The sequence below is a fragment of the Paraburkholderia silvatlantica genome, assembly GCF_003096715.1.
Lineage (GTDB): Bacteria > Pseudomonadota > Gammaproteobacteria > Burkholderiales > Burkholderiaceae > Paraburkholderia > Paraburkholderia silvatlantica.
The window spans coordinates 35,770-55,828 of sequence record NZ_QEOL01000008.1 but is presented as its reverse complement, the minus strand read 5'-3'; the positions used below and the strand labels follow the sequence as shown (position 1 = coordinate 55,828).

At 65.7% G+C, this 20,059-nt stretch carries 18 protein-coding genes; 9 read left to right on the top strand and 9 right to left on the bottom strand.

Annotated elements, in window-relative coordinates; translation table 11 throughout:
• Positions 1-259: 259 nt before the first annotated feature.
• From C7411_RS12985 to C7411_RS12970, 4 genes are all read left to right on the top strand, one after another.
• A complete protein-coding gene (locus C7411_RS12985) occupies positions 260-721 on the top strand; it encodes an outer membrane lipoprotein (RefSeq protein WP_110384696.1) in 462 nt (153 codons plus the stop codon).
• Between the two features lie 81 nt (positions 722-802).
• Positions 803-2,227, top strand: a complete 1,425-nt coding sequence (locus C7411_RS12980; RefSeq protein WP_110384695.1) for a basic amino acid/polyamine antiporter — start codon at positions 803-805, stop codon at positions 2,225-2,227.
• Positions 2,228-2,401: 174 nt separating this feature from the next.
• On the top strand, positions 2,402-3,592 hold the full coding sequence (locus C7411_RS12975) for an arginine deiminase (protein WP_243413145.1): 1,191 nt from the start codon (positions 2,402-2,404) through the stop codon (positions 3,590-3,592).
• A 163-nt stretch (positions 3,593-3,755) separates the two neighbouring features.
• A complete protein-coding gene (locus tag C7411_RS12970) occupies positions 3,756-4,607 on the top strand; it encodes a mechanosensitive ion channel family protein (RefSeq protein WP_110384693.1) in 852 nt (283 codons plus the stop codon).
• 169 nt (positions 4,608-4,776) lie between these two features.
• Here C7411_RS12970 and C7411_RS12965 read toward each other — a convergent pair whose 3' ends face one another.
• The 7 genes from C7411_RS12965 to C7411_RS12935 form a co-directional block, all read right to left on the bottom strand.
• Positions 4,777-5,766, bottom strand: a complete 990-nt coding sequence (locus C7411_RS12965; protein ID WP_110384692.1) for a LysR family transcriptional regulator — start codon at positions 5,764-5,766, stop codon at positions 4,777-4,779.
• Positions 5,767-5,866: 100 nt separating this feature from the next.
• Positions 5,867-6,616 (bottom strand): histidine utilization repressor, encoded by a 750-nt coding sequence (gene hutC / locus C7411_RS12960; RefSeq protein ID WP_165822798.1) that lies wholly within the window; start codon positions 6,614-6,616, stop codon positions 5,867-5,869.
• Between the two features lie 13 nt (positions 6,617-6,629).
• Positions 6,630-8,246 (bottom strand): HAL/PAL/TAL family ammonia-lyase, encoded by a 1,617-nt coding sequence (locus tag C7411_RS12955; RefSeq protein ID WP_110384691.1) that lies wholly within the window; start codon positions 8,244-8,246, stop codon positions 6,630-6,632.
• A 25-nt stretch (positions 8,247-8,271) separates the two neighbouring features.
• A complete protein-coding gene (locus C7411_RS12950; protein ID WP_110384853.1) occupies positions 8,272-9,063 on the bottom strand; it encodes an ABC transporter ATP-binding protein in 792 nt (263 codons plus the stop codon).
• Between the two features lie 25 nt (positions 9,064-9,088).
• Positions 9,089-9,832 (bottom strand): ABC transporter permease, encoded by a 744-nt coding sequence (locus tag C7411_RS12945; RefSeq protein ID WP_110384690.1) that lies wholly within the window; start codon positions 9,830-9,832, stop codon positions 9,089-9,091.
• Between the two features lie 17 nt (positions 9,833-9,849).
• The gene (locus C7411_RS12940) at positions 9,850-10,581 is read right to left on the bottom strand and encodes an ABC transporter permease (RefSeq protein ID WP_110384689.1); all 732 of its coding nucleotides are present in this window, start codon (positions 10,579-10,581) and stop codon (positions 9,850-9,852) included.
• Positions 10,582-10,654: 73 nt separating this feature from the next.
• The gene (locus tag C7411_RS12935) at positions 10,655-11,506 is read right to left on the bottom strand and encodes a transporter substrate-binding domain-containing protein (RefSeq protein WP_110384688.1); all 852 of its coding nucleotides are present in this window, start codon (positions 11,504-11,506) and stop codon (positions 10,655-10,657) included.
• A gap of 413 nt (positions 11,507-11,919) precedes the next feature.
• Between C7411_RS12935 and C7411_RS12930 the strand changes: the two genes are divergently transcribed.
• Together C7411_RS12930 and C7411_RS12925 are read left to right on the top strand one after the other, a co-directional pair.
• The gene (locus C7411_RS12930; RefSeq protein ID WP_110384687.1) at positions 11,920-13,215 is read left to right on the top strand and encodes an MFS transporter; all 1,296 of its coding nucleotides are present in this window, start codon (positions 11,920-11,922) and stop codon (positions 13,213-13,215) included.
• A 58-nt stretch (positions 13,216-13,273) separates the two neighbouring features.
• A complete protein-coding gene (locus tag C7411_RS12925) occupies positions 13,274-14,485 on the top strand; it encodes a M20 aminoacylase family protein (RefSeq protein ID WP_110384686.1) in 1,212 nt (403 codons plus the stop codon).
• Between the two features lie 14 nt (positions 14,486-14,499).
• Here C7411_RS12925 and C7411_RS12920 read toward each other — a convergent pair whose 3' ends face one another.
• Positions 14,500-15,225, bottom strand: a complete 726-nt coding sequence (locus tag C7411_RS12920; RefSeq protein WP_110384685.1) for an ArsR/SmtB family transcription factor — start codon at positions 15,223-15,225, stop codon at positions 14,500-14,502.
• Between the two features lie 142 nt (positions 15,226-15,367).
• On the opposite strand from C7411_RS12920, the gene C7411_RS12915 reads away from it, so the two are divergent.
• Entirely contained in the window at positions 15,368-16,837 is a 1,470-nt protein-coding gene (locus tag C7411_RS12915; RefSeq protein WP_110384684.1) for an MFS transporter, read from the top strand.
• A 106-nt stretch (positions 16,838-16,943) separates the two neighbouring features.
• On the top strand, positions 16,944-17,348 hold the full coding sequence (locus C7411_RS12910) for a DUF302 domain-containing protein (protein ID WP_110384683.1): 405 nt from the start codon (positions 16,944-16,946) through the stop codon (positions 17,346-17,348).
• Between the two features lie 100 nt (positions 17,349-17,448).
• Here the strand turns inward: C7411_RS12910 and C7411_RS12905 are convergent, their stop codons facing one another.
• Positions 17,449-17,706 carry a hypothetical protein gene (locus C7411_RS12905; protein WP_110384682.1) on the bottom strand — a complete coding sequence of 86 codons (258 nt, stop codon included), beginning with the start codon at positions 17,704-17,706 and terminating at the stop codon, positions 17,449-17,451.
• Positions 17,707-18,329: 623 nt separating this feature from the next.
• On the opposite strand from C7411_RS12905, the gene C7411_RS12900 reads away from it, so the two are divergent.
• A complete protein-coding gene (locus C7411_RS12900; protein ID WP_110384852.1) occupies positions 18,330-20,015 on the top strand; it encodes a phospholipase C in 1,686 nt (561 codons plus the stop codon).
• The last annotated feature ends 44 nt before the right edge of the window (positions 20,016-20,059 follow it).

Below are 20,059 nucleotides of genomic sequence, written 5' to 3'. Positions count from 1 at the left end.
AATGCGAGCGCGGGAAATCGCGGAAAAAATGCGCGCCACATTGAATTGCTGAACTATTCTCGAACGAATGTCACGTTGAATACATCATGTGCGAATCGTATTCCATAATGTTCTTCAGGTGTCCGGAGGATGGATGGAAAGCGGTAATTCACCGGGTACTTATCGGCTGAATGTTCGCTAATGAATATCCGTGCAATCGTTAGCAAACAGGCCGAATGAATTAGCGAATCCGCAACGCGCCGCATTAAGGGGGAATGTCATGCGATATCTCGCTGCAACACTTCTTGGCTCCGTGGCTGTCTCGGTCGCGCTTTCAGGCTGCGAGGCGCCGACTTCAGGCTCTGTCTTCACGCCGGCCCAGGCTCAGCAGGTGTTCGTGATCGAACTCGGTACCGTCGAAACCGTGCGGCCCGTCACGATTCAGCCGGGTCCAACGGGCATCGGCGCGATAACCGGCGGCGCGCTCGGCGGCATCGCGGCTGGCAGCAACATCGGGCGCGGCACGGGTGCCGTTGCGGCGGGCATCGGCGGCGCTGTGCTGGGCGGCGCGGCAGGCAATGCCGTCGAGCAGCGCGTCACGCAGCGGCAAGGCCTTGAAATCGTCGTGCGGCTGGATTCGGGGCAACTGATGTCGGTGGTCCAGGATGCGGATCAGCAGTTCGTTCCAGGCGACCGCGTACGCGTGCTGCTCGGCAACAACTCGGTGCGCGTGACGCGGTGACCCTGCAGGTCCCTGAAGCCTGAGCGGCGGTGCGCCGGCCGCCCGATAAAGCGAAGTTCCGAACAACCAGCGAGGAAACCGATGGCCGATACCGAGCAGAAGATGAGTCGCGTGCAGTTGACCGCGATGGTAGTTGGGGGCATGGTGGGCGCCGGAATCTTTTCTCTGCCGCGAACCTTCGCCGGTGCGACGGGGCCGGTCGGTGCGGCGATTGCGTGGCTCGTGGCGGGCGTGGGCATGTACACGCTCGCACGCGTGTTTCAGGCGCTCGCGGAGCGCAAGCCGAACCTCGACGCCGGTGTGTTCGTCTATGCCAAAGAGGGTTTTGGCGATTACCCCGGCTTCCTTTCCGCGTTCGGTTACTGGATAGGCAGTTGCATCGGCAACGTTTCGTACTGGGTACTGATCAAGTCCACGCTGGGCGCGTTTTTCCCGATTTTCGGCGAAGGCAATACGGTCACGGCCATCGTCGTCGCTTCGATCGGCATCTGGCTCTTTCACTTTCTCATTCTGCGCGGCGTGAAGCAGGCCGCGTTCATCAACACCATCGTGACGTTCGCCAAGGTCATTCCGATCGTGGTGTTCATCGTGATCCTGCTGTTCGTGTTCAAGTACGGCACTTTCCACCTGAATATCGAGTCCGCGGCGCAAGAGGGCGGCATCATCGGCCAGGTGCGCGCGACCATGCTCGTCACCGTATTCGTCTTTATCGGCATCGAAGGGGCGAGCGTGTATTCGCGCTATGCGAGAGAGCGGGCGGACGTCGGGCGCGCAACGATCTTCGGCTTCGCCGGCGTGACTACGCTTATGGTGCTCGTTTCCATGCTGCCCTTCGCCGTGCTGCCGCGCGGCGACGTAGCGGGCATGCGCCAGCCCTCCATGGCGGCCGTGCTCGAAAGCGTGGTCGGTCCGTGGGGCGGAATTTTTGTGAGCATCGGTCTGATCGTTTCGGTGCTGGGCGCGTATCTGGCGTGGTCGCTCATCTGCGCCGAGGTGATGTTCGCGGCGGCGCGCAATCAGGACATGCCGGCCGTGTTCGCGCGCGAAAACGCCAACAACGTACCGGCCAATGCGCTCTGGATCACGAACATCGTCGTGCAAATCCTGGTCGCAAGTACCTATTTTTCGTACGACGCGTTCGCCCTGATGCTCAATCTTACGAGCGCGATGTCGCTGATTCCCTACCTGTTCGTCGCGGCCTACGGGTGGATGGTCTCGAAACGAGGCGAGAGCTACGAGGTCCGGCCCGAGGAACGCACGCGAGATCTCGCCCTGGCGTCGGTCGCGGTTATCTACACGTTGTTCATGATTATTGCCGGCGGCCTCAAGTTCATTTTGCTATCGGCGATTCTCTACGCACCGGGCACCGTGCTGTATTTCATTGCACGGCGCGAGCGCAAGCTGAAGGTCTTCCAGCGGACGAGCGACTGGGTCATTTTCATCGTGGCGGCCGCCGCGGCCATCGTAGGCGTCGTTGCGCTGGCCACGGGAACCATGGCGGTCTAACGAGAACGAGCGGAGATCGATATGTCCAAGGCGAAGGGCGGTGGCAAGAGTGAGAAGGGCGAGAAGGTAGAGAAGCCTGAAAAGGCGGGCAAAGCCGCGAAGGGCGACAAGGCAAAGGCGAAGGAAAAGAGCGCGTTTGGTGTGTACTCGGAGGTCGGGCAACTGCGCAAGGTGATGGTGTGCGCGCCTGGCATGGCGCACTCGCGCCTCACGCCGAGCAATTGCGACGAGTTGCTGTTCGACGACGTGCTGTGGGTCGACAACGCGAAACGCGACCATTTCGATTTCGTCACGAAGATGCGCGACCGCGGCGTCGAAGTCGTGGAAATGCACAACCTGCTCGCCGAAACCGTTGCCGTGCCCGAGGGCAAGAAGTGGATTCTCGACAATCAGATCGTGCCAAACCAGGTCGGGCTGGGTTTCATCGACGAACTGCGCAGCTATCTGGACGGGCTCGACGATCGCAAGCTGGCCGAGACCTTGCTGGGCGGCCTCTCGATCCACGATTTCCCGGAAGCGCATGGCGGCGCGGCGCTCAAGGTCGTGCGCGAAGCGGCCGGTTCCACCGAATATCTGCTGCCGCCGCTGCCGAATACGATCTACACGCGCGATACCACCTGCTGGATTTACGGCGGCGTGACGCTCAATCCGCTGTACTGGCCCGCCCGGCACGAGGAAACGATTCTTGCCGCGGCGATTTACCAGTTTCATCCCGACTTCGCGGGCAAGGTCAACGTGTGGTGGGGCGACCCCACGCAGGACCACGGCATGGCGACGCTCGAAGGCGGCGATGTCATGCCCATCGGCAACAAGACGGTGCTGATCGGCATGAGCGAGCGCACCTCGCGCCAGGCGATCAGCCAGCTCGCCGCTACGCTGTTCGAGAAGGGCGCCGCCGAGCAGGTGATCGTGGCGGCGATGCCGAAAATTCGCGCGGCCATGCACCTCGACACGGTCTTCACGTTTGCCGATCGCGACTGCGTGCTGATCGCGCCGGATTTCCTCGCGCGTACCCGGACATTCACGTACCGGCCCAGCGATCATCCGGCGGGTGTGGAATTGCATCAGGAGAAAAAGTCCTTTGTCGAGGTGGTGAGCGCGGCGCTCGGCATCAAGAAAATGCGCGTGGTGGAAGCGGGCGGCAACGACTACCAGCGCGAACGCACGCAATGGGACAGCGGCGCGAACCTCGTGTGCACCTCGCCCGGCGTGGTGTTCGCTTACGACCGCAACACCTATACGAACACGCTGCTGCGCAAGGCTGGCATCGAGGTCGTGAGCATCGTGGGCGCGGAACTGGGGCGCGGGCGCGGCGGCGGCCACTGCATGACGTGCCCGATCATTCGCGATGCGGTGGACTTCTAGCGCCGAAGGGCGGGAGATCGTTGCGGGCGCAACGGTGCCGGATCGATGGGGCTTGCGAGGCCCATGCTTTCAAAGCTTACGGGTATGCGGACTGCTGCCGGGTTCGGTGGGGTGCGCAATGCGTGCGCGCCTCGCCCCCATCGCAACCCGTTGCTTCCCGATCATGGACGATTTCCTCAACCGCCTGTTCCATCTGCAACCCTCGCTGCTCGCCACGATGACGCACGACGTCATGAATGTGATTGTTGCCGTGCTGATCCTCGTTGTCGGCTGGTGGGTTTCCAATCGCGTGGCGCACGTGTTCGCGAGCATGCTGGCGCGCTCGCACGCCGATCCGACGCTCGCGCCGATGCTCGCGGGCATGGCGGCGTGGACGGTGCGCGTGATTGCGCTCGTCGCCGCGCTCAGCGAAGTGGGTATCGCCACGGCTAGCGTGCTCGCCGCGCTGGGCGCCGCCGGCCTCGCCATCGGCCTCGCGCTGCAAGGCACGCTGCAAAACATCGCTGCCGGCATCATGCTGCTGATGCTGCGCCCGTTTCGCGCCGGCGATGTGATCGAAGGCAGCGGCGCGGCGGCCGGCATCGTGTGCGAAGTGGGGCTGTTCACGACGCGCATCGAGCGCGGCGACGGCAACGTCGTATTCGTGCCGAACAGCCAGATCTGGAGCAATCCGGTCATCAACTACAGCAGCGGCGGCACGCAGCGAATCGACGTCACGGTCGATCTCGCGCGGCGCGACCAGGTGGACGCGGCCATCGGCAAGCTCAAGGAGATGGTTAGCGCCGAACCGCGCGTGCAGGGCGGCACGACGCTTGCGCCGACGGTCGCCGTGGACAGCTACCCGTCCGGCGGCGGCGCGCGCTTGCTGGTGCGCGCATGGGTGCGCAACGCCGATGCGCAATATGCCGTCGACGATATACGCGGACATGCACGCGAAGCGCTGGCCACGGCGGGACTCGCGGTGGCGGGCAACGCACGCATGACGGGCGATCGTGCAGCGCTCACGCGCTCGTGAGCCGTTGTTCAAACGTAGCGCCAGAGCACGCCGACGAGGTGCCGCGTACCGCCGCCAAAGCCCACCAGCGCGACGGCGATGAACGGTGTGAAGCCGCCGCCCGCTTACCATGACTCCGTGGAGGAAGGCCGTCTCGACGTGCGAGGCGGGTGCGAAACAAGATTGAGCCTTAGCGATCCACACGTAACTTCGCGGCCCCGCCCGCCGTTTTGCGCGTGCGCGCCGCGCCGGACGCGGCGGCGCGCGGCGAGACCATCGTGCGGCTGCGATGGCGAATCTCCTTGCTGAACGCGGTGCACGCCTGAGTCATCAGGTCCGTGGACCGGTAGACCATGAATACGTGGAAGTCGGGCAACTCGTCGCGAATGGGGAGCATGTGCAACGCGTCGCGCTGGAGAACGAGCGGCCCGTTCATGCCGTAGAACACGAAATCCGACCACATGCTGATCACATCCGTGCAGGTCGCGAGCTGCAGGCCGAGCAGGTTCGACACGCTGTGCACGACGCGCCTGGGCATGTCGAGGCGATTGACGCGCATGAGACTCGCGAGCGGGCTGCCGGGATCGTCCAGCGGGTCGAGCGTGAGCCAGTCGGCCTCGAGCAGATCGCGCAGGCGCGTTGCGCGCGCGAGCGGATGGCCGGGGCGCGTGGCGAGCACCATGCCCACGGAAAAGAGCGGCTCCCACTGAAACGCGCTTGTGCCGGGGCCGCTGTTCGTCGAGATGAGCGCGAGGTCGAGGCGGCCTTCGCGCAACCCTTCGAGTATCTGCTGCGGCCGCATTTCATAGGCATGCACCGCCACGCCCGGAAAGCGCGCACGAAACGCGGCGATCGATTCGGGCAGCGGCCCGCTCGATGCCACGGCGGAAAAACCGATGTTCAATTGCGCCTCGGCATGGCCGCGCATGCCCTCGATGTCTTCCAGCGCGTGGCGCAGCTCCTGTTCGACGACGCTCGCGCGTTTCGCGAGCGCGCGCCCGTAATTCGTGAGGCTCACGCCGCGCACCGAGCGCGACATGAGCGTGACGCCCAGTTCGCGCTCCAGTTCCGCAATCGCCTTGGAAAGCGCCGGCTGCGAGATGTGCAGGCTGCGCGATGCCTCGTGCATGCTGCCGTGCTGCGCGAGCGCGAGCAGGACGCGCAACTGGTGCAGTTTCATCTGTGGTGCTCCCCGCGCGTGGCGCTTCGATGGTCTCCGGTCGGAAGAGATTCTAAACGTTGCGCGACAGGGCGAGGAGCGGGGCGCAGTGCGCCCGGTGTCAGGTCGATACCTTGCCGACCAGATGAAACCGCGAAGACGGATGCCAAAGCTCGACAGCCGTCGCCACTGCGCTGCCGACCCACGTACGCCGCCACATCAGCAGGCAGGGCTCGCCAATATTCATCGAAAGATGGCGCCGTATGTCCGCGTCCGGCTTTTGCGCGTAGATCCGGAACTCAGCCCGTTGAACCGGCGCGAGCCTCATCATGTAGTGGTTCGGCGTTTCCAGCGTGAAATCCTGCTCCAGATACCCCGGAAACACATGCGGGTTGACGTAGCGGTCCTCGTACAGGATCGGTTCGTCTTCCTCGTAGTGGACGATACGCGAATGGAACGCGGAACCGCCGGCAAGTTCGAGCGCGGCCATCGCCTGATCGTTCGCGCTCGCTTCCAGTGTCAGCACCCGTGCGCTGTGCCGGTGGCCCCGCGCGGCGATTTCGTCGGCAATGTTGCGAACCTCGAGAACGGTCGATTCGACGTCGCGCGACGCGACGAACGTGCCCGCGCCCTGGACGCGTCTGAGCACATGCTCGGCCGACAGTTCGCGCAGCGCGCGCGATACGGTCATGCGCGCGACGCCGAATTCCTTGACAAGCTCCGTTTCCGACGGAATGGCCTCACCCGGCTTCCAGGTTCCGTCCGCGATTCGATCGACCACGTAGCGCTTGATCTGCTCATACGCCGGAGCGACCTTGTGCGCTGGCGCGGAACGCGTCGAATTGTCGATGAGCGAAGATGGCGCGTTCATGCCTGACCTCGCTTCAGACGCCGATCGCGCCGGGAAGCGCGTCGTTGCTTGCCGGGGTTGCCGTGCTGCGCGCGTTTGGCAGCATGTCGAGCTCCGTTGCCCGCGAGACGGGCTTCGCGTCGTCATGCGCGGGGCCGGGAAGCGGCGGCGGGGCGCCGTCGGCGACGAGGCGAAACGCGAACGTCATGTCGTCGGAGAGCGGGCGGTCGTCGCGATAGGTCGGCAGCGTGGCGCGCACGCTGGCGTAGAGCGCGTCCGTGTAGGGGGCGCGCGCCGCGTCGAGCGGCTGCAGATCGTAGGCTTGCGCCGCGGCGAGCAGTTCGATGCCGAGGATCCGGTTGCTGTTCTCGATGATCGTGAGCGCCTTGAGCGCGGCAGGCGTCGCATGGCACAGGTGGTCCTCCTGCAGCCCCGAGGTCACGCCGCCGTCGAGACTCGCGGGAGCCGCTTCGCGGCGGTTCTGCGCGACGAGCGATGCAGCCGTGTACTGCGCGATCATGAAACCCGAGCGCGTGCCGCTTGCGTGAGCAAGGAAGGCGGGCAGGCCGCTCACGAGCGGGTTCACCAGGCGGTCGAGGCGCCGTTCTGCCATTGCGGCGACCTGAGCAATCGCGGTTGCGAGACTGTCCATCGCCAGTGCGATCGAGGCGCCGACCGCGTGCGCCTGCGAGTAGACCTGCGGCGATTCCGGTGTGCCCGCAACGATCGGATTGTCGGTCACCGAGGCAAGCTCGCGGTTCACGACTTCGGCCGTTGCGGCGAGCGTGTCTCGCGCGGCGCCGTGCACATGCGGGATCGTGCGCACGCTGAGCGGGTCCTGCGTGTGCCGCCCGAGCGACTTTTCGAGCAGCGAGCTGCCGGCGAGCGCCGCGCGCAGGCGCTCGCCCACGCGGGCGAGGCCCGGCGAGATGCGAAAGGCGAGCGAACGCGTGTCGAACGCCGCGATCTGCCCGCCAAGATTCTCGAAACTCATCGCGGCGACGACATCCGCCCAGTCGAGCAGCCGCTGAGCGCGCTCAAGCGCGAGCGCTGCGAGCCCGGTCACGCACGGCGTGCCATTGACGAGGCTCAAACCCTCCTTCGCCTCGAGCGACAGGGGCTGCAGGCCGAGCCGCTGCAGGGCTTGCGCGCCGCTCAGGCGCTCGCCGTTCCAGCGCACATGTCCCGCGCCCACGCACACGAGCGCGATGTGCGCCATGTGGCTCAGATAGCCGACGGAACCGAACGCGGGCACCTCGGGCAGGCAATTCGCGTCCAGCAGCGTGGCGAGCCGCTCGACGACTTCGAGTCGCACACCGGAATGTCCATGTGCGAAGTTGTTGACGGCCGCAGCCATGATCGCGCGCGTTTCCTCTGCGCCGAGCGGCTCGCCTACGCCCACCGCATGGCTCATCAGGATGTTGTGCGAGAGGTCGTGCTGTTCGTCTTGCGAGACGACCACGTCGCACAGCGCGCCGACGCCCGTGTTCACGCCATATGCGCGGATGCTGCGCGCGACGATCTGTTCGACGAGCGCACGGGCGCTGCGAATGCTCGCCTGTGCGTGCGTGCTGAGCATCAGCGGTTGACCCGCTGCAATGGCTGCGATGTCGCGCCAGTCGAGCGGATCCTGGGTACGTACGATTGTCATGAGAGTGCTTGTGCGTTGCGCGGGTTCAGTGAGCGTTGCGGTCCTGGTGACTCGAAACGAACTGCCTGAAACGGTCCGACTTCAGTTCGCCGAACACCTCGTCTGGCGTGCCGTCCGAATCCACCTGGCCCTGATGCAGGAACATCACGCGATTCGAAACGTGACGCGCGAAGCCCATCTCGTGCGTGACGACGAGCATCGTGCGGCCTTCGGCGGCGAGCGTGCGCATCACGCGCAGCACTTCGCCGACCAGCTCGGGGTCGAGCGCCGATGTCGGCTCGTCGAACAGCATCACCTTGGGATGCATGGCGAGCGCGCGCGCAATCGCGACGCGCTGCTGCTGGCCGCCCGACAGATGCGCCGGATAGTGGCCGCGCTTGTCCGCGAGACCGACCTTGGCGAGCAGCGCTTCGGCTTCTTCGACCGACTCGGCACGGCTGCGCTTGAGCACGCGCATGGGCCCTTCGATCAGGTTCTCCAGCACGGTCATGTGCGACCACAGGTTGAAGTTCTGAAACACCATACCGAGCTGCGAGCGCACGCGGTCGACCTGACGGCGGTCGCCCGGTTGCAGCCTGCCGTCGCGGCGGCGCTTCATCTTGAGCTCCTCGCCTGCGAGCGCGACCGAGCCGTCGTCCGGCGTCTCGAGCAGGTTCAGGCAGCGCAGGAACGTGCTCTTGCCCGAGCCGCTCGCGCCGAGAATCGAAATGACGTCGCCCTCGCGAGCGTCGAGCGAAATGCCCTTCAGGACGTGATGGTCGCCGAACGATTTATGGATGTTGCGCACCGACAGCGCAATGGGTGCAGATGGGTTCATCAATCTCTCCAGATGGGGCAGCGGATCACGATGCGGCGCGGCGAGCTTCGAGCGGCGCGGCGGGCTTGCGCACGGCGGGCGCCGCACGCAGGTGGCGCGACAGCCGGTGTTCGATGAAGCCAATGACGCGCACGACGACGAAGTTCAGGAACAGGTAGATCAGCGCGGCGCACGTGAACACTTCGGTCGTGCGATAGGTCTGCTGAATGATCTGCTGCGCGACGCCCGTCACTTCCCAAACGGTGACGAGGCTTGCCAGCGCCGTCGACTTGACGAGCAGCACGGCTTCCGTCGAATACGCGGGCAGGCACTGGCGCAGCGCGATCGGCCCGATCACGCGGCGCAGCAAGGCGAAACCGGAAAGGCCGACGGAGTAACCGGCTTCGATTTGCCCGACGGGGACCGCCATCAGGCCGCCGCGGATGATTTCGGCCGTATATCCCGCCGTGCACAGCGCGAGCGACAGGACCGCGCAGACATAGGGTTCGCGCAGCACCGGCCACAGAAAGCTTTCGCGAATCACGCCGAACTGACCGAGGCCGTAATAGACGAGGAACATCTGGATGAGCAGCGGGGAGCCGCGAAATACCAGGATGTACGCGCGCGCGAACCGGTTCGGCAGCCAGTGCGGCGAGACGCGCATCGTGACGATCACGAGCGAAAGCAGACCGCCCAGCACGAGCGAGGCGAAGAAAAGACCGAGCGTAGTCGGCACCGCGCCGATGAGCTGGCGCAACGTGTCGAGCAGGAACGCGAAATCGATGGTCATGATGGAGCGCTCTCCGATCAGTTGCGCGCGAAGTTGCGCTTGAATGAGCGGCCGACGACCGCTTCGGCACGGCCGAAGACACGGTTCGAAACGCCCGTCATGGCGAGATAGAGCAGGCCGCCAACGACGAAGAAGAGGAAGTACTGATGCGTCGAGCCGGCCGCGATCTGGCTCGCGCGCAGTAGTTCCGCGAGACCCGTGACCGATATCAGCGCGGAATCCTTGAGGCTCAGCTGCCAGACATTGCCGATGCCGGGCAGCGCGTAGCGCAGCACCTGCGGGACCAGGATGCGGCGGAACATCGTCAGCGGCGGCATGCCGATCGCGCGAGCGGCTTCGAGTTCGCCGCGCGCGACCGCGAGCACGGCTGCGCGATAGACCTCGGCCTGATAGGCGCCCGAAATCATGCCGACCGCGAACGCCCCGACGGCGAAGGGCGGCACGCCGACGAAACCTTCGGCGCCGAACCATTGGCCGACGGTGGTGACGAGCGTGGAGCCGCCGAAATAGAACAGATAGATGACGAGCAATTCGGGCACGCCGCGAAAGACGGTCGTGTAGAAGTCGCCGAATACGCGCAGCACGCGCCAGCGCGAGAGTTTCGCAGCGGCAATGAGCGCACCGAACACCGCGCCGATAGCCAATGCGGCAAGCGTGAGCACGACGGTCATCAACGCGCCGAGAAGCAGCACGCTACCCCAGCCGTCCGGCCCGAGGCCGAGTGTGTTGAATAGCGATAACAGGGACATGGCTTGGATCCACGCGGGTCGGAAAGCAAAGGCGCGCGCCGCAAGCGGCGCGCGTATGGCCAGGATGCGGCGCTTATGGCGTCACGTCGGTCTTGAACCACTTCAGGGCGAGCTTCTTCACAGTGCCGTCGGCAAGCGCCGCCGTGATCGCGGTGTCGAACTTCGCCTTCAGGTCGGCGTCCTGCTTGCGGAACGCGAGGCCTTCTCCGGGTCCCCAGATCGGGCCAGAGATCATCGTGCCGGCAATCACCACGGGCGACTTGTCGGCGTTGGCGGTGTAGTAGGTCACGTCGTCGAAGGTGGCGTCGATGCGGCCGTTCGTGAGATCGAGGTCGCGCTCGGGTGCGGTCTTGTACACGCGCACTGACGCGACGTCCTTGAAATTGGCGTTGATGAAGCCCGTATAGACGGTGCCCGACTGGATGCCGATCGTCTTGCCCTTCAGCGCCTTGCGCATCGCTTCGATGGCAGGCGCGTTGCTGCGCGCGTCGGCGTCGAGCTTCAGAGGCGGCGTGTTCGGACCACCCTTCGGCAGGATCTTCGTATCGGACACGGCGAACGTTGCCGGCGTGGCCGCATAGGGTTTCGAGAACGCAATGATCTTCTCGCGCTCGGGTGTGATCGAGATTGCATCCATCAGGACGTCGAATTTGCCGGCCTGCAGACCCGGAATCATGCCGTCCCAGTCCTGGGCAACGAGTTTGCACTGGATCTGTGCACGCGCACAGAGGTTTTCGACCAGCTCCGGTTCGAAGCCGCCGAGCTTGCCGCCAGGCAGTGTCAGGTTCCACGGGGCATAGCTCCCGTCGAGCGCGATCGTCACGCTTTTCCATTCCTTCGCGCCTGCACTGCCGCTTCCAAGCAGCGTGACGCCGAGTGCAGCGCCGATCAGCGCTTTTGCCAGCCGGGGGTACTTCGCCTGCATGACCATGCTCCTTTGTCGGTGGGTACCGTGGACTCGTGGGTACGTTCTTTCGTTTGTGTGACTTGCATAGACAAGCATGACGAGAAAAGAATTTGTGCGCAAGAGAATTTCAGAAATCCGGGCTCATGGAAAACCCTGTTAAGCCGCCTGTAATGCCGCTAAATCCGTGCTCTCGCCGCGAAGCATCGTGGTGCCGGGTTAGCGGCGACCTTGTTCAAGGGTGTGATCCATTGATTGTCTAGTCATGTTAAAAGTGGGGCGCAGTATGGCTGCACGATGGCCGTTGCGTTTCGTTGTGATTCCATTCGGTTATCAAGATGAAAATTTGTGACTTCTTTCAAAAGTGAGACCTGCCTGAATATCGATCGGCCGCTTCCTGTTCCCACCCGCTCCACGTCTCGCGGAGATCCGCCATGAATGACGCAACGCTCAGCGCCACCGCCCCGATTGCGCCGCCAGCGGCCACTCGCCAGAGCCAGTTCCGCCTGATCGCCGCGTGTTCGATCGGCAATGCGCTCGAAATGTACGACTTCACGGTCTACAGCTTTTTCGCGCTGCTGATCGGCCGGCTCTTTTTCCCCTCGGACAGCCCTTACGGCTCGCTGCTGCTGGCCGTGGCGACGTTCGGCATCGGTTTCGTCATGCGGCCGCTGGGCGGGCTCGTGATCGGCAGCTATGCCGACCGGCGCGGGCGCAAGGCTGCCATGACGCTGACCATTGCGCTGATGGTGGCGGGCACGCTGTGCATCTCGCTCGCGCCCACCTATGCACAGGCCGGCGTGATCGGCTCGCTCGTGATCCTTGCGGGGCGGCTCCTGCAGGGCTTTTCGCTCGGCGGCGAAATCGGCGCGTCCACGGCCATGCTGATGGAGTCCGGCGAAGTGGGGCAGCGCGGCTTTCGCGTGAGCTGGCAGTTGGGCAGCCAGGGCATCTCGGCACTCGTCGGCGCGCTCACCGGCGCGGTGCTCTACGCCACGCTCTCGCCGCAGGCGCTGGAGAGCTGGGGCTGGCGTCTGCCGTTCCTGGGCGGTCTGCTGATCGCGCCGGTGGGCCTTTATATCCGCTCCAGGCTCGACGAAACGCACGAAGCCGAGCCCGATGCGCCCAGCCCGCTCGCCACGCTCATGCGCGAGCATGGCGCGAAAGTGGGCCTCGGCATTCTCTCGATCACGGCGGGCACCGTGGGCATGTATCTCGTGGTGTTCTTCATGCCGACCTACATGATCCGCGTGCTCAGGATGCCGCCGTCGCTCTCGTTGCTTTCGGGCTGTGCCACGGGCTTCACGATGCTCGTCGCCTCGCTCGTCTCGGGGCGTCTCGCCGACCGCCTCGCGCGCCGCAAGCGGCTCGTGCTCGGTGCGCTGCTCTTCAACATCGTCGCCATCGTGCCCGCGTTCTGGCTGATGACGCGCATGCCGAGCGTGCCGCTCGTGCTCGCGCTCTCGGTCATGATCACGGCCGCAGCGAATCTCGGGTCTACCCCCATGCTGCTGATGCTCATGGAGATGCTTCCCGCCAGCGTGCGCGCAAGCGGTCTTTCGGTCATCTATAGCGTGGGCGTGACGGTGTTCGGCGGAAGCTCGCAGTTCGTCGTCACGTGGCTGCTCGCGAAGACCGGCAATCCGCTTTCGCCCGCGGTCTATCTCGTCGTTTGCGGGCTCATCTCGCTGTGCGCCATCGGCGCGATTCGCGAGCGGCGCGTCGGCTGACGCTGCGTTGCGCAGCGCTTCTCGCCCATCGATCCTTCACACGAACAATGGAGTCCTCATGAAATGCGAACCGTCGCTCACCCCGTTCCAGTTTCTGCCCACCTTGCTGCCCGAGATCGAGATCGACGCCGGGACGTTCATCGGCATACGCCGGCAGATTCATTCGCAGCCCGAACTAGGGTTCGAAGTGGGCGCCACGGCGAAGCTCGTCGCCATGCTGCTGGAGAAGTGGGGCTACGAAGTCCATACGGGCATCGGCAAGAGCGGCGTGGTGGGGCAGCTCAAGGTGGGCAGCGGCAAGCGGCGCCTGGGCATTCGTGCCGACATGGACGCGCTGCCGATCGTCGAGAACACGGGTTTGCCGTACGCGAGCCAGACGCCCGGCAAGATGCATGCGTGCGGCCACGACGGCCACACGGCGATCCTGCTCGCCGCCGCGAAAACGCTGGCGCAGCGGCGCGATTTCGACGGCACGCTCAACCTGATCTTCCAGCCCGACGAGGAAAACCTGTGCGGCGCGAAGGCGATGATCGAAGACGGTCTGTTCGAGCGCTTTCCCTGCGACGCCGTCTATGCGCTGCACAACATGCCGGGCGTGCCGGCCGGGACATTCCGCGTGCTGCCGGGGCCGGTGAGCCTTTCATCGGATGTGGCCGACGTGACGCTCAAGGGCGTGGGCGGCCACGGCGCGATGCCGCACCGCGTGAAGGATCCCATCGTGGCCGCGGCGGCGCTCGTGACGGCGCTGCAAACCATCGTTGCGCGCAACGTGGCGCCCGACGAGTCCGCGGTGGTGTCCGTGGGCTACATTCGGGGCGGCGCGACCCACAACGTGATACCGGAGACGGTCACGCTCGGGCTGAACATCCGGGCGGCGCGCGCCGAAACGCGCGCGCTCGTGGAAGCGCGCGTGCGCGAGATCGTGGCGCTCACCGCCCAGGCGCACGGCGTGGAGGCGCAGATCGACTATCGGCAGCTCACGCCGCCGATGGTCAATACACCGGATGAGACCACGCTCGCGCAGCAGGTCTGTGCGGAGCTGGTCGGCGAGGACAACGTGGTCATGCAGGCACCCAAGGGCTTGAACGGCAGCGAAGACTTCGCCTGGATGCTCGATGCAGTGCCCGGTTGCTACCTGCTGCTCGGCAACGGCGAAGGGGAGTGGGGCGGCTGCATGGTGCACAACCCCGGCTATGACTTCAACGACCAGGTGCTGCCGCTCGGCGCGGCGTGCTGGGTGCGGCTGGCCCAGCGGTTCCTCGTGGCCTGACGAGGTGCAATTCGTTAGTCATTCGAATCATCTGTGCGGGCGGCTAGCAGTTCGGGCGTCAGGCCCAGCCGCTCGCGCAGATCGACCCAGCCGCGCGGCGTGACCTGCACCGCGCGCGACGCACGCGCACGCCGCATCCAGCCGCGTTCGCACAGCAGCGCGAGAAAGGCCACGCCGAGCGGCCCGGCCAGATGATGCTGGCGCTCGGTCCAGTCGAGGCATTGACGCGCAATGCCGTGACGTCCCGGCTTGAGCGCGGCGACGTCGAGCCCGAGTTCGCCGAACCACGTCTCGCCGGCGGGCGTCACGGCGAAGCGTTTGTCCGCTTGCGCCGTGATGAGCCCCGCATCCGTGAGGCGCTCCGTAATCGCCACGCCCACCTGGCCCGCGAGATGGTCATAGCAGCAGCGCGCGAAGCGCAGGTTCCGCGCCTCGCGGCCGAGCGGCTTGCGGCGCGCCGGCGTGCGCGCGCCGACCGTCGCGAGGTTTTCGAGCAAGGTTGCGACCTGGGCGTCCGCGAGCCGGTAGTAGCGGTGGCGGCCTTCTTTTTCCACGGCGAGCAGCCCGCCGTCCAGCAGCTTCGCCAGATGGCTGCTCGCGGTCTGCGCGGTCACGCCGGCCGCGTAAGCCAGTTCACCGGCGGGCAGCGCGCGGCCATCGGCGAGCGCCATCAACATTGCGGCCCGCGCGGGGTCGGCGATCAGGAAGGCCGTGGCGGATACGCCCGGTTGCATGTTCATGTGTTTCTCCACGATATACGCGTAGCGTAGCGCGCGAGCAGGGTCGCTTGTTTCGACACGCATCGAAGCATCGCCGCCGCCATGCGTCCGATACTGGGCTCGTGACCGGCGCCCAACGCGCGCCGGCGTAGCGGGAGAGCCTATGCAGACGCACGAAACGCACGAGACGCACGAGACGCACGAGACGCACGAGACGCAAGATACGCACAGCCGCGAACAGCAACGCCGGGTGCTCTGGGCCACGAGCATCAGCTATGTCGTGGTGATCCTCGACACCTCGATCGTCAACGTCGCGCTCGAGCGCATCGGCGCGAGTCTTGCGGGCGGCGTGGCCGGCCTGCAATGGGTCGTGAACGCCTATACGCTCGCGTTCGCGAGCCTGCTGCTTTCGGGCGGCACGCTCGGCGACCGGCTCGGCGCGCGCCAGGTCTATATGGCCGGACTCGCGGTCTTCACGGCGGCTTCGGCGTTGTGCGGCGCCGCGCCGAGCCTCGCGCTGCTCACGCTCGGACGCGTGCTGCAAGGCGTGGGCGCGGCACTGCTCGTGCCTGCATCGATGGCGCTCATCAATGGCGCGTGCGCCAGCGCGCGCGAGCGCGCCGCCGCTTTCGGCGTGTGGGCTGGGCTCGGCGGCGTCGCGATGGCGGCGGGCCCGTTACTGGGCGGCGTGCTGATCGGGCTCGTCGGCTGGCGCAGCATTTTCCTGCTCAACGTGCCGGTGTGCCTGGCGGGCATCGTCATGGCCGCGCGCGTGGCAGCGCAGCCGCACCCACGCGTGCCGCGCCGGCTCGACCTCGCGGGTCAGACGGCGGCCATCGCGGCGCTGGCACTGCTCAATGCGGCCATCATCGAAGCGCCCGCGCACGGCTGGCGTGCACCGCTCGTGGCGGGCGGTATCGTGCTGGCTTTGGTGGCGGCGTTCGCCTTTGTCGCGCTCGAAGCGCGCCGCGCACAGCCGATGCTGCCGCTCGGCTTTTTTCGCGAGCCTGTGTTCGGCGCAGCCGTGCTGGTCTCGATGATTTCGGCGTTCGCGTTCTACGGTCTGCTCTTCGGACTCAGCCTGTCTTTGCAGCAGGAGCGCGGCTACTCGCCGTTGCGCGCGGGCCTCGCTTTCCTGCCGCTCACCGTGGTGGTGCCGCCCGGCAGTCTGCTTTCGCGGCGCGCCGCAGCGTGGCTCGGATCGCGCGCACTCGTTGCGCTAGCTTGCCTGCTCGCGGCAGCGGGCTACCTCGGCGCGGCGGCGTGCGCAACGACGGCGCGATACGAGTTGCTGGCCCTGCCGCTGCCAGCCATCGGTTTCGCCGCGAGCCTCATCACGCCCGCGGCGACGGCGGCGCTCATGGCGATAGTCGATCAGGGCCGTGCGGGCATCGCCGCCGGCGTGCTCAACGCCGCCCGGCAGACCGGCGCGGCGCTCGGCGTGGCCGTGGCGGGCGCCATGATCGCCGGGCGCGCATCGATCGGCGCGGGCATGCGCTTGAATCTGCTGATCGCCGCCGTGCTCTCGGCAGGCGCGGCGTGGGCGTGGTGGCGTGCGTGGTCCCGCCATGCTTCGCACGCCGCCGAGTCGCGAGGCGCGAACAAGACGCGTACTGGGAAGCCGTGCGCCTGACTTCTCCCCGCGCGCGCCCCGGATCATCCGCTGCGCATTCTGGGATAAAGTGCCGTTGCATGCATCGCGCATTCGCGCGGGCCGTGTGCCATAGGAGGAGTTTGTCATGGCCGAATACGGGCAACATCCCTCGTCAGTGCTGACGCTCAAGAGCGCGCACGACTTCGACACGACGATCGCGCGCCTGAAGGCAGCGCTCGCCAAGGCGGGCGCGGATATCTTCGCCGACGTCGACCAGCGCGAAGCCGCCGAGACCGCCGGGCTCAGCCTGCGCCGCACGCGCTTCATCCTGTTCGGCAATCCGAAGGCGGGTACGCCCGTCATGGCGTCCAATCCGCACGCGGCGGTGGAGTTGCCGCTGCGCATGGTGATCTGGGAAGACAACGAAGGGCATACGCGGCTCGACTATCGCGACGTCTCGCAGACGCTCGGCCCGCTCTATGGCATCGACGCCGAAGTGCTCGTGCCGCTTCAGCGCGTGGTGGGGCTGCTGCAGGCTGTCGTGCAATAAGCGCCGATGCGAACGCAGATGTGCTGCGCACGCATCTTCGGCGGACGCTTAAAATCGACTGCCGGGCGCGGGTCAGTGACCCAACCTCAATAGCCACATCTCACTGACCAAAAAACACGTCGCAATCGGGACGCGGCCAGCACGTCTTGCCCGCGCGATGGCCCGAAGCGCTGCGCGTATCGGGCGTGCCGCCGTACGACATGTCGGTGGCGGCCTGAGCCGAAGCATCGGCGTCATCGGTCATCGTCTGATGCGCGCGCTGTTGCGAGACGGGATCGTCCGCCGCGCGCGCCGTGCCGGGCGCAACGGCTGCCACGGCCGCCACGCATGTGGCGATCAATGCCAGGCGAAATGTCATGTCAACCTCCTTTCTCGAGTTCGTGAGTGCGCCTTCGCGGCAATGACGAAATCACTGCGCAATAACGGCGAAGTGACTGCGCGGCGAAGGTGCGCGCGAGCAAGAGGCAAAGCCTGAAGTCGCACACTCATCTGGAAAGTCGGGATGCCTGCGCGCAGCGCACGGCTGCCGAACGTCTTAGCTCACTGCTCACGAAAGAAGCGCGCCCACGCATTCGGGGGCGGCACAGCGCGGCGCGGCGCAAGAAGAAGGGGCGAGCGGGCGCGCAGAGAACATCCGCACTGTGCTTTCAGTTATAGCTCGCGCCGCACGGAGTGCAATGGGCTGAACCCCGGCCCCGCGCGCGGCCCGAATCCAGGGCCGAATCCAGACCTCCGCATACACAGTCCTTTCCGCGATTCTTTCGAATCTGAAATTAGTTGAAAGTATTCGGAAATTAAACGTTCGCCGTGTAGTCATCTTGCGATGTTGTAATGCGCTCGCTCTGATGTAAGGCGCATGGGGGCCCGTGCGCAGAATGGATGGGCCCCGCCTGAAAGCGCGGCGGCAGGGCGCACTTGTGCGCGCCGCGTCTGCAGGACTCTAAAAAGCAACTCAAACAATCGATGGAGCCTAACTACATGTTGTATCGCCGAGCATTACTCGCCCTGCCTTGTGCGGGCCTCGCTGCTGCCCTGTTTGCATGTGGCAGCAGCAATTCGAATTCGGGGACGTCCGCAGCCGCGGCCGCGTCGGCACAAGACACGCTGACGACGGCCACGCCGATCAAGCATCTCGTCGTGATCTACGGCGAGAACGTTTCGTTCGACCACTACTTCGCCACCTACCCGAACGCCACGAACCCGGGCGGCGAGCCGGCCTTCACGGCCGCCTCGGGCACGCCGGCGGTCAACGGCCTCACCACCGCGCTGATCAACTCGAACGGCAACGCGAACACGACGCTCAACGGCACGGACGCTTCGCCGCCGTTCCGTCTCGACCGCACGCAGGCCGCCACGGCTGACCAGAACCACGCCTACACGGCCGAGCAGCAGGCCGGCGACAACGGCTTGCTCGACCTGTTCCCGAAGTTCACGGGTAAGGGCACGAGCGGCGGCGCGGGCGCGTTCGGCACCAAGGGCCAGGTGATGGGCTATTACGACGGCAACACTGTCACGGCGCTGTGGAACTACGCGCAGAAGTTCGCGATGAGCGACAACGCATGGACCACGACTTACGGTCCCTCGACGCCGGGCGCGCTCGAAGTCGTCTCGGGCCAGACCAACGGCCTCGAAATCGTGAATACGTCGAAGCTGCCTTCGACGGTGGCGGCGCCCAGCTACTACATCGAAGACGGCGCAGGCGGCCTGACGATGATTGGCGACGTGGATCCGGGCTACGACACGTGCTCGAGCAAGACCGACCAGGGCATGATCAACGCGCAGAACATCGGCGACCTGCTGAACGCGCAGAAAATCACGTGGGGCGGCTTCATGGGCGGCTTCAACCTGCAGACGGTCAACGCGAACGGCACGACGGGCTGCCAGCGCAGCACCGTCGCAACGGCCGTGAACGCGGCGACCGCGGACTACAGCCCGCACCACAACTGGTTCCAGTACTTCAAGTCGACGGCGAACCCGCAGCATCTGCGCCCGAGCTCGACGGCGGCCATCGGCTCCACGCTCGAAGCGGACGGCAAGACGCTGGACCCGGCGAACCACCAGTACGACTCGGACGACTTCTTCGCGGCGGTCAAGGCGGGCAACTTCCCGTCGGTGAGCTTCCTCAAGGCACCCGCTGCCCAGGACGCGCACGCAGGCTATTCGGACCCGCTCGACGAGCAGCAGTTCGTGACCAAGGTCGTGAACTTCCTGATGCAGCAGCCGGACTGGAAGAACACCGCCGTCGTCGTGACGTATGACGATTCGGACGGCTGGTACGACCACCAGTACATGGCGCCGGTGCATTCGTCGCTGAACGCGGCCGACCAGCTCAACGGCAACGGCGTTTGCGGCACGGGCACGCAGCCTACGGGTATCGCGGGCGCGCCGGTCAACGGCCGCTGCGGTCCGGGCACGCGCATTCCGTTCCTCGTGATCTCGCCGTGGGCGAAGGCCAACTACGTCGACCACACGTTCATCGATCAAGCATCGGTCGTGCGCTTCATCGAAGACAACTGGCTCGGCGGCGCCCGTCTTGGCGGCGGTTCGTTCGACGCAGCCGCAGGCGACATGCGCGCGCTGTTCAACTTTAGCGGTACGGGCAATCTGCCGGCGTTGTATCTCGACGGCACGCTGGGCACGCAGTTGAGCTCCGCGCCGTCGATCTGATCGACGTCCGGCGCGAGTCTCGACCGTCCGCACGCGCAAGTTTC

What these genes read in the sequence shown, in the direction of transcription:
- C7411_RS12975 (WP_243413145.1), top strand. Translation starts at nt 2,402, where the DNA reads ATGGTGTGCGCGCCTGGCATGGCGCACTCGCGCCTCACGCCGAGCAAT.
- hutC (WP_165822798.1), bottom strand. Translation starts at nt 6,616, where the DNA reads ATGAACGCGCCATCTTCGCTCATCGACAATTCGACGCGTTCCGCGCCA.
- C7411_RS12915 (WP_110384684.1), top strand. Translation starts at nt 15,368, where the DNA reads ATGCAGACGCACGAAACGCACGAGACGCACGAGACGCACGAGACGCAC.
- C7411_RS12905 (WP_110384682.1), bottom strand. Translation starts at nt 17,706, where the DNA reads ATGACATTTCGCCTGGCATTGATCGCCACATGCGTGGCGGCCGTGGCA.
- C7411_RS12970 (WP_110384693.1), top strand. Translation starts at nt 3,756, where the DNA reads ATGGACGATTTCCTCAACCGCCTGTTCCATCTGCAACCCTCGCTGCTC.
- C7411_RS12945 (WP_110384690.1), bottom strand. Translation starts at nt 9,832, where the DNA reads ATGACCATCGATTTCGCGTTCCTGCTCGACACGTTGCGCCAGCTCATC.
- C7411_RS12910 (WP_110384683.1), top strand. Translation starts at nt 16,944, where the DNA reads ATGGCCGAATACGGGCAACATCCCTCGTCAGTGCTGACGCTCAAGAGC.
- C7411_RS12950 (WP_110384853.1), bottom strand. Translation starts at nt 9,063, where the DNA reads ATGAACCCATCTGCACCCATTGCGCTGTCGGTGCGCAACATCCATAAA.
- C7411_RS12925 (WP_110384686.1), top strand. Translation starts at nt 13,274, where the DNA reads ATGAAATGCGAACCGTCGCTCACCCCGTTCCAGTTTCTGCCCACCTTG.
- C7411_RS12985 (WP_110384696.1), top strand. Translation starts at nt 260, where the DNA reads ATGCGATATCTCGCTGCAACACTTCTTGGCTCCGTGGCTGTCTCGGTC.
- C7411_RS12980 (WP_110384695.1), top strand. Translation starts at nt 803, where the DNA reads ATGGCCGATACCGAGCAGAAGATGAGTCGCGTGCAGTTGACCGCGATG.
- C7411_RS12955 (WP_110384691.1), bottom strand. Translation starts at nt 8,246, where the DNA reads ATGACAATCGTACGTACCCAGGATCCGCTCGACTGGCGCGACATCGCA.
- C7411_RS12940 (WP_110384689.1), bottom strand. Translation starts at nt 10,581, where the DNA reads ATGTCCCTGTTATCGCTATTCAACACACTCGGCCTCGGGCCGGACGGC.
- C7411_RS12930 (WP_110384687.1), top strand. Translation starts at nt 11,920, where the DNA reads ATGAATGACGCAACGCTCAGCGCCACCGCCCCGATTGCGCCGCCAGCG.
- C7411_RS12920 (WP_110384685.1), bottom strand. Translation starts at nt 15,225, where the DNA reads ATGAACATGCAACCGGGCGTATCCGCCACGGCCTTCCTGATCGCCGAC.
- C7411_RS12935 (WP_110384688.1), bottom strand. Translation starts at nt 11,506, where the DNA reads ATGCAGGCGAAGTACCCCCGGCTGGCAAAAGCGCTGATCGGCGCTGCA.
- C7411_RS12965 (WP_110384692.1), bottom strand. Translation starts at nt 5,766, where the DNA reads ATGAAACTGCACCAGTTGCGCGTCCTGCTCGCGCTCGCGCAGCACGGC.